We start from the raw sequence: 10,360 nt of genomic DNA on the forward strand, positions 1-10,360 counted from the left end.
CAGCCCGAGGGCTTCACGGTGGACATCGCCAACAACGGTGTCGACGGGCTGTGGCGGGCGACCGAGGGATCGTACGACGTCGTGGTGCTCGACTTGATGCTCCCGGGACTCAACGGCTACCGGGTGTGCAGCGACCTCCGCGCCGCGGGAAACTGGACACCGATCCTGATGCTGACCGCGATGGACGGCGAGCTCGACGAGGCTGAGGGACTGGATGTCGGGGCCGACGACTACGTGGTCAAGCCGTTCTCGTTCCCTGTGCTGGTCTCCCGCCTGCACGCGTTGATCCGTCGCGGCAGCACCTCGGTGCCCGCGCCATTGGCAGCAGGGGATCTCGAGTTCGATCCGCTCGGCCATCGCGTGCGGGTCGGCGACGAGGAGCTGTCGGTCACCTCCAGGGAGTTCGATGTCCTGTTCCACCTCGTACGTCACTGCGGTCAGGTGGTGTCCAAGCGTCAGATCCTCGACGAGGTGTGGAGCGACGACTTCGACGGCGACCCCAACATCGTCGAGGTGTACGTCGGCAGGCTCCGGCGCAAGCTCGAGCATCGGTCGAGCCGGGCGACGATCGAGACCGTACGGGGTGCGGGCTACCGGCTGAGCGCGGGCTGACATGGTCTGGGGTGTGCGGGCCAGGACGACCCTGCTGGCTGCGGCGCTCGTGCTGATCTCGTTGGTGATGACGGGCGCCGCGCTGGTGGCCGTCCAGCGGCACACGCTGGTCGAGAGCGTCGACGAGACCCTCGAGCGCCAGGGCAACACGATCGCGAGCCAGCTGGACGACCGATCACTGCCCGAGGTCCTCACGGGCCAGGGCGATGACGATGCCTTTGCACAGGTCATCGACGTGTCGGGCCGCATCGTCGCGGAGACGGCGACATCGCCGGGCGGTCTTGACCTGCCCCTGCCCGCGGGAGACAAGCCCGAGTTCCAGTCCGTGCACGTACCGCGCGGCGAGGGCGAGTACCGAGCGATGTCCGTGCGCCACGCAGGTGTGGTGATCCGCACGGCAACGCCGCTCGACGACGTCAACGAGAGCGTCTCGACACTGATCCGCGGACTCAGCGTGGCGATGCCTGCCGCAACGCTGCTGCTCGCCGGACTCGTCTGGATCCTGGTCGGCCGGGTCCTCCGCCCGGTCGAGCAGATCCGCCGCCAGGTCGCCGAGATCAGCGGAAGCAGCCTCGACCGGCGCGTGCCCGAGCCCACCACCCACGACGAAGTGGCCCGGCTCGCACAGACCATGAACCTCATGCTCGGACGCCTCGAGGCCTCCGCGGCGCGGCAGCAGCGCTTCGTCGCGGATGCGTCCCATGAGCTTCGCAGCCCGCTGGCCAGGATGCGCGCGGAGCTCGAGGTCGACATGGCCCAGCCGGACAGCGCGGATCACTCGGCAACGCAGCAGAGCCTGCTCGATGAGACAGAGTCCCTGCAGCGTCTCGTCGACGACCTCCTGCTGCTGGCGAAGAGCGACGGTGACGGGACCCTCGGCAGACGCGAGGCCGTGGACCTCGACGACGTCGTGATGCGCGAGGTCAGTCGCATGCGCGAGGCCGGGGGCCTGGCGATCGACAGCTCGTCCGTGTCGGCGGCACAGGTCGTGGGCGATCCGACCCACCTCGCCCGGGTCGTACGCAACGTGCTCGAGAACGCCCGACAACACGGCGGATCGTCCGTCACGGTGTCGCTGGTCGAGCGCGATGGCGAGGCTGTCCTGACGGTTGCGGACGACGGCGCCGGCATTCCGGAGGACCTTCGTGAGCGGGTCTTCGAGCGGTTCGCGCGTGCGGACGATGCGCGCGTCCGTACCGGGCACAGTTCCGGGCTCGGCCTGGCCATCTCACGCGAGATCGTCACGTCGATGGGCGGCAGCATCACGCTCGATCCCGATCACCATCCGGGTGCGAGCTTCGTGGTGCGGCTGCCGTTGTGGCGTGAGATGGCTACGTGAGCAGCTGAGCGGCCAGCAGGCCGTCGCCGAGCGGCAGCAGCACGCTGCGGAGCCGCTCGTCGTTCCTGACCCGCTGCACGACGTCGCGGATCGCCGAGGTCTCGGGGTCGCGCTGCGCCGGATCGGCGACCCGGTCGTGCCACAGGGCGTTGTCGAACACGATGATGCCGCCGGGACGTACGAGGCGCATCGCCTGGTCGAGGTACTCGCCGTACTCGACCTTGTCGCCGTCGAGGAACACGACGTCGTAGCCGGCGTCCGTCAGCCGCGGCATGACATCGAGCCCGGCACCGGCGATCAACCGGAACCGCTGCGGCGCGTATCCGGCATCGGTGAACGTCTCGCGGGCCAGCCGCTGGTGCTCGGCCTCGAGGTCGACCGATGTCAGGACGCCGTCGGGCTGCATGCCGCGCAGGAGCCACAACCCGGACACGCCGGTGCCGGTGCCGATCTCGGCGACCGCCTTGGCCTGCACGACTGAAGCGAGGAAGGACAGGGCCGCGCCGCCGCCGGGGCCGACCGGGACGACTCCGACCTCGTCGGACCGACGCCTCGCAGCGGCAAGGTGATCGTCCTCGCTCAGGAAGTCCTCGGCGTACGCCAGGCTGGCTGCGGTGGTGATGGTCGGCTCCTCGGTCGCGGTTTGTCAAGGCAAGACTATCCGCGCACACGCCGTTGACAGCGGAGGCTCAACCGTGTGACGCGTCCGGAATCTGGGGAACAGTCAGGTGATTCCGTGCGTTCTCTCAGGTACGGGGTGAACGATCAACACATGAAGGCAGACGACGTGACCACGGCAACGCTCAACTGGGACGACATCGTGGCGGAGAATTCCGCCCGGGTCTACCGGCTTGCCTATCGCCTGACCGGCAACCGCCAGGACGCCGAGGACCTGACGCAGGACGTGTTCATCCGCGTCTTCCGCTCGCTCGACAATTACGAGCCGGGCAACTTCCCGGGCTGGTTGCACCGCATCACGACGAACCTCTTCCTCGACCGCGTACGCCGCAAGTCACGCCTGCGCATGGACGGCTTCCACGAGGGCGCCGAGGACCGGCTGCTGAGCTCGGAGATCCTGCCGGAGTCCGCGGTCCACGACGCCAACTTCGACCCCGACATCGAGATGGCCCTGTCCTCGCTGTCCGACGAGTTCCGTGTGGCCGTCGTCCTGTGCGACATCGAAGGCCTGTCCTACGAGGAGATCTCCGACGTCCTCGGGGTCAAGCTCGGCACCGTCCGTTCCCGCATCCACCGCGGCCGCACGCAGCTGCGCGAGACGCTCGCTCACCGTGCACCCCGCAAGGGTCGGACCCGTTTTGTGGGGCCGGTTGGGATCTGATGGCTCATCTGGGTGCCGACGTTGCGGCGTTCGTGGACGGACAGCTGTCCGATCCGGCGACGCGCGAAGCGCTGACGCATCTCCAGACGTGCGACGCCTGCGCCAAGGCCGTACGACAGCAACGCCTGCTCAAGTCCCGCATGTCCACCGTCAAGGCGCCCGAGCCGCCGCCCGAGCTCCTGGCCTCGCTGGCCGGCCTGGCTGCCGCGCCACCGGCTCGCGACGGCTGGTGGGTCCGCGTACGCCGCTCCGTGCCCTTCCGCGCCGGTGTCGTGCTGGTCAGCGCCTCGGTCGCCGTCGTCATGACCGCCTACGCCGTGGGTGGCGCGGAGAAGGGCGTGGGTGACGAGGTCGCCCCGCCGTTCAACAGCTATGCCGCGGACTTCTTCGGTGCCACGGCGGTGCCGGCCGGCCACGTCATCGAGGACGCGACGTTGGACGAGCTCGACGGATCCGGCTGGCCCTGCCTCGCGACGCTCGGCGGTGACCTGCACCGGGTCTCCGGAGCGTTCGCTGATCACGGGGAGGTCGTCGCGCTCAGCTATTCCAACGGCAGCGCCAAGCTCAACCTGTTCGAGCAGAACGGGTCACTGGACCGCGACAGCGTCGAGGGGTTCGAGCACACCGAGATGGGTGGCTCGCACGTCTGGGTGCGTGAGGGCGAGCCGATGGTCGTCACGTGGGACGACGACGGCGTGGTCTACACGATCGTGACCGATGCCGATCGCGGCCGCGTCGAGCAGGCGGTGTCCCAGCTGCCCCGAGGCTCGCACGAGGAGACGCCGACCGAGCGCGTACGCGACGGCCTCGACCGCATGGCGACCTGGCTCGACGCGGCCTAGGTCGACTCGGGGTCGTACGGCGGGGTCTCGCCGGGCCGCAGGATGCGCTGCTCCCTCGTGGGTGACGGCGTCGTGTCGTCGTCGAGGAAGTTCTTGCGCACGATCTCACGCGGGTCGAGGTCGCGGAGGTTGAGGTCGGAGAAATCCTGGCCCATCTCGCGCCCCAGGTCGTTCTTGGCGTTCTCGGCCATCTGGCGGAGCGTACGTACGAAGCCGCCGGCCTGCTTGGCGATCTCAGGGAGCTTCTCGGGCCCGAACACGAGCAATGCCACGACCAGGATCACCCCGATCTCGGGCAGGCCCATGCCGAACATGTGTCGCGCCTAGAGCCGTCCGGCCGGAGCAAGCCCGAGCTGCATGCCGGCGAGGCCCCGGGAGCGGCCGCTCAGCTGGTCGGCGACACCTTGCAGGATCTTGGCGGCCTCGGAGTCGGGATCGGTCTCGACGATCGGATCGCCGGCGTCTCCGCCTTCGCGGAGCGTCTGGTCGAGCGGGATCTGGCCCAGCATCGGCACGTCGTAGCCGAAGCGCGCGCTGAGCGTCTCGGCGACCTTGGCGGCGCCACCGGAGCCGAAGATCTCCATGCGCTCACCGCCGGGGATCTGGAGGTATGACATGTTCTCGATCACGCCGACGACGCGCTGGTGCATCATCGAGGCCATCGTGCCGGCGCGTTCGGCCACGTCGGCGGCGGCCGGCTGCGGTGTCGTCACGACGACGACCTCGGCGTTGGGCAGGTGCTGGCCCAGGCTGATCGCCACGTCACCCGTGCCGGGCGGCAGGTCGAGGAGCAGGGCGTCGAGGTCACCCCAGTAGACGTCGCTGAGCATCTGCACGAGCGCCCGGTCGAGCATCGGCCCGCGCCACGCGACGACCTGGTCCTTGCGGGGCTTGAGCATGCCGATGCTGATGACCTTCATGCCCTTGACCGGGACCGGCATGATCATGTCCTCGACCTGGGTCGGGCGGAGGTCGCCGACGCCCAGCATGTCGGGGATCGAGTGTCCGTAGATGTCGGCGTCGATGATGCCGACCTTGAGGCCGCGCTTGGCCATCGCGAGCGCCAGGTTGACCGTGACGGTCGACTTGCCGACGCCGCCCTTGCCCGACGCGACCGCGAAGACCTTGGTCAGGGATCCGGCCTGCGCGAACGGGATCTCCTTCTCGGTGCGGCCGCCGCGGAGCAGCTCCTGCATGCTCTTGCGCTGCTCGTCGGTCATGACGCCCATGTCGACGACGACGGCGTGCGCCGGGGCGACCGTGGCGACCGCGGCGGTGATGTCGCGGTTGAGGGTGTCCTTGAGCGGGCAGCCGGACACCGTCAGCAGCAGGCGTACGGTGATCTGCGCTTCCTCGATCGTGATGCCGTCGACCATCCCGAGCTCGGTGATGGGTCGCTTGATCTCAGGGTCGTTGACCTTGCTGAGGGCTTCACGGACTTGCTCTTCGGTGACCACTGCCATGTCTCCATCGTACGGGGGCATACCTGCGGTGATACCTGGGTGTGACCTAAGGGCCGGGTCAGCCCAGGGCGACCGGGAGCAGGCCGCGGGGAGTATGACCGGCGATCTGGTCGAGCGCGGCTCGCAACGACGGGTGGGCGAACTCGAACCCCGACTCCCGCAGCACCCGGGAGTCGACCCAGCGGCTCTTGAGGACGAGCTCCGTCTCGGTGCGGATGATGCGGGCTCCGGCCTCGAGCGCCCACGCCGGGAGCGGCAGGCCCCACGGCCGGCCGAGCGTGGCACGGACCTGGCGCATCAGCTCGGCGTTGGTCACGACCTCGGGCGCGGCGACGTTGACCGGGCCGGAGACCTCCGGGTGCTCGAACGCGTACGTGATGGCCGAGACGACGTCGTCGACATGGACCCAGCTGAAGCGCTGGTCCCCGTCGCCCATCGGCCCGCCGAATCCCGTGCGGGCGAGGTTGATGAAGGGGTTGAGGGCGCCACCGCCGGCTCCGAGGACGATCGACATGCGGAGGGCGATCTTGCGGACGGGCGTCGGCGCGGAGAAGAGCTCGTGCTCCCAGGCACGCGCCACACCGACCGAGAATCCTGTGCCGAGCTCGCCGGTGACTTCGTCCATCGGTCGGTCACGTGAGTCGCGGTAGATCGTGGCGGTGCTCGAGTTGATCCACAGCTGCGGGGGCCGCGGCGTGGCGGCGAGTGCCCGTCCGAGCGCGGCTGTCGTCTCGGTGCGCGACGAGATGATCGCGTCGGCGTTGCGCTTGGTGTAGCGGCAGCTCACGGATCGCCCCGCGAAGTTGACCAGCAGGTCGGCGCCGTCGAGCATGTCGACGAGTCCCTGTGGGGCGTCCCATGACGCGTCGCTGGACGCGCCGCGGCCGATCGTACGTACGTCGATCCCGCGAGCGGTGAGCGTACGGACGAGGTGCTGGCCGAGGTAGCCGGACGCGCCGGCGATGGCGACGGTCCTCAGCGGGGAGGGGCTCATGGCCTCATCCTAGGCCAATAATTGAACGTGTTCAATTCTGGCCCAGGATGAGGATAGGGTCAGTCCTGGGTGCCGACCGCGAACTGCACCGAGCCGTCGGCCTCGACCTTGGCGTCGAGGACCTTGTCGTCGAGCACGGCGGCGGCGCCCTCGTCCAGGAACACCCGGGCGCCGTTCTCCTCCACGACCTGGTCGCCGGGCTCGGACGCCGCGGCAGGCGTCAGGGCGAGTGACTCGTCCGCCTCCTGGCTGATCCGCAGGCCGGCCTGTTCTTCTGCCACGGTCTGTTCGACGATCTTCTGGACCACATCTGCTGCGTTGTCGGTCATCGTGAGCACGTGTTTCTCCCGTTCAATGGATGTCTGGGTGAATCTCCCACTGTTCCTCACGTTGCGGAGTCCTTCAACTTGAAGGCTGCGAGGATGTCGGGATGGGACACCTCGACCTGAACTCGATCAGCTTCACGCTGTCCGACGGCCGACCCCTCCTCGACGAGGTCAGCCTGCGGGTGGGCGAGGGCAGGAAGGTCGCGTTGATCGGGCCCAACGGCAGCGGCAAGACGACGTTGACGCGCATCGCGACGGGTGACCTGGAGCCGCACGAAGGCGCCGTCACGATCTCCGGGGGGCTCGGCGTGATGCGGCAGTTCATCGGCTCGGTGCGCGACGAGTCGACCGTGCGGGACCTGCTGGTCTCCGTCGCGCCGCCTGCCGTCCGCAAGGCGGCGGCCGAGGTCGATCGCACGGAGCTGCTCATGATGGAGCGCGACGACGAGCGCGACCAGATGGCGTACGCGCAGGCGCTCGTCGACTGGGGCGACGCGGGCGGCTACGAGCACGAGGCCATGTGGGACATGTGCACCGTCTCGGCGCTCGGGGTGCCGTTCCAGAAGGCGCAGTGGCGGCAGGTCACGACGTTGTCCGGCGGCGAGCAGAAGCGGCTCGTGCTCGAAGCGCTGCTGCGCGGACCGGAGCAGGTGCTGCTGCTCGACGAGCCCGACAACTACCTCGACGTGCCGGCCAAGCGATGGCTCGAGGAGCAGCTCGTCGAGTCGCCCAAGACCGTGCTGTTCGTGAGCCACGACCGCGAGCTGATCGAGCGCGTCGCGCAACGCATCGCGACGCTCGAGCCCGGTGCGGCCGGCAGCTCGCTGTGGGTTCACCCGGGGCACTTCTCGACGTACCTGCAGGCGCGGATCGAGCGCAACGCCAAGCTCGAGGAGCGACGGCTGCGCTGGGACGAGGAGCGCGCCAAGCTCAAGGCACTCGTGCTGATGTACAGGCAGAAGGCGGCCTACAACTCCGACATGGCGGCGCGCTACCAGGCGGCGCAGACCCGGCTCGACCGCTTCGAGCGCGAGGGGCCGCCGGAGGCCGTGCCGATCGCGCAGAACCTGCGGATGAGGCTCGACGGCGGGCGTACGGCCAAGCGTGCGGTCGTCGCCGAGCAGGTCGAGCTCACGGGGCTCATGAAGCCGTTCGACCTCGAGATCTGGTTCGGCGAGCGTGTCGCGGTGCTCGGGAGCAACGGCTCGGGCAAGTCGCACTTCCTGCGGCTGCTCGCCGCGGGCGGCTCTCGGCCCGACATCGAGCACGAGCCGGTCGGCGACGTCATCCCGCCGCCGGTCGACCACACCGGCATGGCCAAGCTCGGCTCGCGCGTACGCCCTGGCTGGTTCGCCCAGACGCACGAGCACCCCTCGCTGCTCGGCCGCACGCTGCTGGAGATCCTGCATCACGGCGACGGCCACCGGCGGGGGATGGGGCACGAGGGGTCGGCCAAGGCGCTCGACCGCTACGGGCTGGCCAAGGCCGGCGACCAGGTCTTCGAGCAGCTGTCGGGCGGCCAGCAGGCGCGGTTCCAGATCCTGCTGCTCGAGCTGTCGAATGCCACGCTGCTGCTGCTCGACGAGCCGACGGACAACCTCGACCTGCACTCGGCCGAGGCACTCGAGCAGGCGCTGTCGACGTTCGAGGGCACCGTGATCGCGGTGACCCACGATCGCTGGTTCGCGCGCGGCTTCGACCGGTTCCTGGTGTTCGGCGCCGATGGCCGGGTCTACGAGTCCGACGAGCCGGTGTGGGACGAGTCAAGGGTGCAGCGGAACCGCTGAGTCGCAGCGGTACGGGTCTGGCCGGGAATCTTCGCGCGCTGAGCGGTCAGTTCCTCGATTCGTCCTCGGCGTCGCGCTCGTCGAGGTCGGCCATCAGGGTGCGCAGCTCGCCGCGGATGAAGTCGCGGGTGGCGACCTCGCCGAGTCCGATTCGCAGGCTGGCGACCTCGCGGGCGAGGAACTCCATGTCGGCGTTGGCCTGCGCGTTGGCGTCGCGTTCCTGCTCCTGCGTCACCCGGTCACGTGCCTCCTGGCGGTTCTGCGCCAGCAGGATCAGCGGTGCGGCGTACGACGCCTGCAGCGACAGGATCAAGGTGAGGAAGATGAACGGGTAGTCATCCCAGCGGTGCCGGTCGGGGCCGTACGGCATGTTCCAGACGACCCAGATCGCGACGAAGACCGTCATCCACGCGATGAACGTGGCGGTGCCGAGGAAGCGGGCCGTCGACTCCGCGAAACGCCCGAAGCGCTCGGGGTCGGGCTCGCGGCGCGGCCGGAACGAGCGGCGGACCGAGCGGGGCTGGTCGAGGCGGGCGCGGTCAGCCATGTGCGATCACCTCAGGGCCTCCCGTGGGAGCCGACTCAGTGTCGTCCTGCTCGCGCCAGCCTTCAGGGAGCAGGTGGTCGAGCACGTCGTCGATGGTCACCGCCCCGAGCAGGTGGGCGTTCTCGTCGACGACCGGCAGCGCGACCATGTTGTAGGCGGCGAGCAGGTTGGCGACGTGCTCGAGCGAGGCGTCGGGGCGGGGCCAGTCGATGTCGTTGTCGACGATCGCGCTGACCAGCGTCGAGGGTGGTTCACGCAGCAGGGCCTGGAAGTGCACGATGCCGAGGAACTTGCCGGTCGGCGTCTCCAGCGGCGGGCGGCACACGTAGACCATCGACGCGAGCGCCGGGATCAGGTCGGGATTGCGTATGCGCGCCAGGGCGTCGGCGATCGTCGCGTCAGGAGGCAGGACGACCGGTTCGGTCGTCATCATGCCGCCGGCGGTGCGCTCCTCGTACGTCAGCAGCCGGCGTACGTCCTCGGCGTCGTCGGGCTCCATCAACGCGAGCAGCGCCTCGGCGACCGCCGTGGGGAGCTCGCCGAGCAGGTCGGCCGCGTCGTCGGGGTCCATCTCGGTGAGGACGTCGGACGCGCGCTCGGGATCGAGCACACCGAGGATCTCGACCTGATCCTTCTCGGGCAGCTCCTCCAGCACATCGGCGAGGCGCTCGTCGTCGAGCTCGGTGACGACCTCCATGCGGCGCTTGGGGGCGAGGTCGCGAAGTGCATTGGCGAGGTCGGCCGCGCGCATCTCGTCCATCGTCGCGAGCAGGTGGGTCGCGCCCTGGCCGGCCTCCTCGGTCGTCAGGCCCTTGACCTCGTCCCACTCGAGCACCTGGTGGGGGCCGCGGCGGCCGAAGCGCTTGCCGCCCCCCTGCACGGCGACCGTGCTGACGTGCCAGTCGCGGCGGGTGTCCTGCTCCATCGCGAGGTCGTAGACCGTGCCGGTGGTGCCGTCGGGCAACGTCACGGTGCGGTCGAACAGCTCGTGGATCGCGAGCGTCTCGGTGCGGCGCTGCACGAACTTGCGGACGTTGAGGACACCGGTCGTGATGATCTGGCCGGAGTCGAGCGAGGTCACGCGGGTGATCGGCAGGAAGACCCGGCGGCG

12 protein-coding genes are annotated in these 10,360 nt (G+C 69.3%); 5 read left to right on the forward strand and 7 right to left on the reverse strand.

The window, feature by feature from the left end; genetic code table 11:
• Both V6M46_RS11355 and V6M46_RS11360 read left to right on the forward strand, forming a co-directional pair.
• On the forward strand, positions 1-612 hold a 612-nt coding region (locus tag V6M46_RS11355), incomplete at its 5' end, for a response regulator transcription factor (protein ID WP_332664982.1).
• A 13-nt stretch (positions 613-625) separates the two neighbouring features.
• Positions 626-1,951 (forward strand): sensor histidine kinase, encoded by a 1,326-nt coding sequence (locus tag V6M46_RS11360; RefSeq protein WP_332664985.1) that lies wholly within the window; start codon positions 626-628, stop codon positions 1,949-1,951.
• Here V6M46_RS11360 and V6M46_RS11365 read toward each other — a convergent pair.
• Positions 1,944-2,573 carry an O-methyltransferase gene (locus V6M46_RS11365; protein WP_332665011.1) on the reverse strand — a complete coding sequence of 210 codons (630 nt, stop codon included), beginning with the start codon at positions 2,571-2,573 and terminating at the stop codon, positions 1,944-1,946. The genes V6M46_RS11360 and V6M46_RS11365 overlap by 8 nt on opposite strands.
• Before the next feature lie 150 nt (positions 2,574-2,723).
• Between V6M46_RS11365 and sigE the strand changes: the two genes are divergently transcribed.
• The gene (gene sigE / locus V6M46_RS11370; protein ID WP_332664988.1) at positions 2,724-3,290 is read left to right on the forward strand and encodes an RNA polymerase sigma factor SigE; all 567 of its coding nucleotides are present in this window, start codon (positions 2,724-2,726) and stop codon (positions 3,288-3,290) included.
• Positions 3,290-4,132: an anti-sigma factor family protein gene (locus tag V6M46_RS11375; RefSeq protein ID WP_332664990.1), complete on the forward strand. Its 843-nt coding sequence runs from the start codon at positions 3,290-3,292 to the stop codon at positions 4,130-4,132. Before sigE ends, V6M46_RS11375 begins: the two co-directional genes overlap by 1 nt.
• Here V6M46_RS11375 and V6M46_RS11380 read toward each other — a convergent pair.
• From V6M46_RS11380 to V6M46_RS11395, 4 genes are read right to left on the reverse strand one after another with little or no spacing between them, the layout of a single operon-like run.
• Entirely contained in the window at positions 4,129-4,446 is a 318-nt protein-coding gene (locus tag V6M46_RS11380; protein ID WP_332664992.1) for a sec-independent translocase, read from the reverse strand. The genes V6M46_RS11375 and V6M46_RS11380 overlap by 4 nt on opposite strands.
• Before the next feature lie 9 nt (positions 4,447-4,455).
• Positions 4,456-5,595 (reverse strand): Mrp/NBP35 family ATP-binding protein, encoded by a 1,140-nt coding sequence (locus V6M46_RS11385; protein ID WP_332664994.1) that lies wholly within the window; start codon positions 5,593-5,595, stop codon positions 4,456-4,458.
• 58 nt (positions 5,596-5,653) lie between these two features.
• Positions 5,654-6,589: a TIGR01777 family oxidoreductase gene (locus tag V6M46_RS11390; RefSeq protein ID WP_332664997.1), complete on the reverse strand. Its 936-nt coding sequence runs from the start codon at positions 6,587-6,589 to the stop codon at positions 5,654-5,656.
• A gap of 59 nt (positions 6,590-6,648) precedes the next feature.
• Entirely contained in the window at positions 6,649-6,918 is a 270-nt protein-coding gene (locus V6M46_RS11395) for a Fe-S cluster assembly protein HesB (protein WP_332665000.1), read from the reverse strand.
• A gap of 101 nt (positions 6,919-7,019) precedes the next feature.
• Between V6M46_RS11395 and V6M46_RS11400 the strand changes: the two genes are divergently transcribed.
• Complete coding sequence (locus V6M46_RS11400; RefSeq protein WP_332665003.1) at positions 7,020-8,702, forward strand: ABC-F family ATP-binding cassette domain-containing protein; 1,683 nt, start codon at positions 7,020-7,022, stop codon at positions 8,700-8,702.
• A 46-nt stretch (positions 8,703-8,748) separates the two neighbouring features.
• Here the strand turns inward: V6M46_RS11400 and V6M46_RS11405 are convergent, their stop codons facing one another.
• Together V6M46_RS11405 and V6M46_RS11410 are read right to left on the reverse strand one after the other, a co-directional pair.
• A complete protein-coding gene (locus tag V6M46_RS11405; protein WP_332665006.1) occupies positions 8,749-9,249 on the reverse strand; it encodes a DUF1003 domain-containing protein in 501 nt (166 codons plus the stop codon).
• On the reverse strand, positions 9,242-10,360 hold a 1,119-nt coding region (locus tag V6M46_RS11410; RefSeq protein ID WP_332665008.1), incomplete at its 5' end, for a magnesium transporter MgtE N-terminal domain-containing protein. The genes V6M46_RS11405 and V6M46_RS11410, both read right to left, overlap by 8 nt.

The sequence above is a fragment of the Aeromicrobium sp. genome, from assembly GCF_036676885.1.
GTDB lineage: Bacteria > Actinomycetota > Actinomycetes > Propionibacteriales > Nocardioidaceae > Aeromicrobium.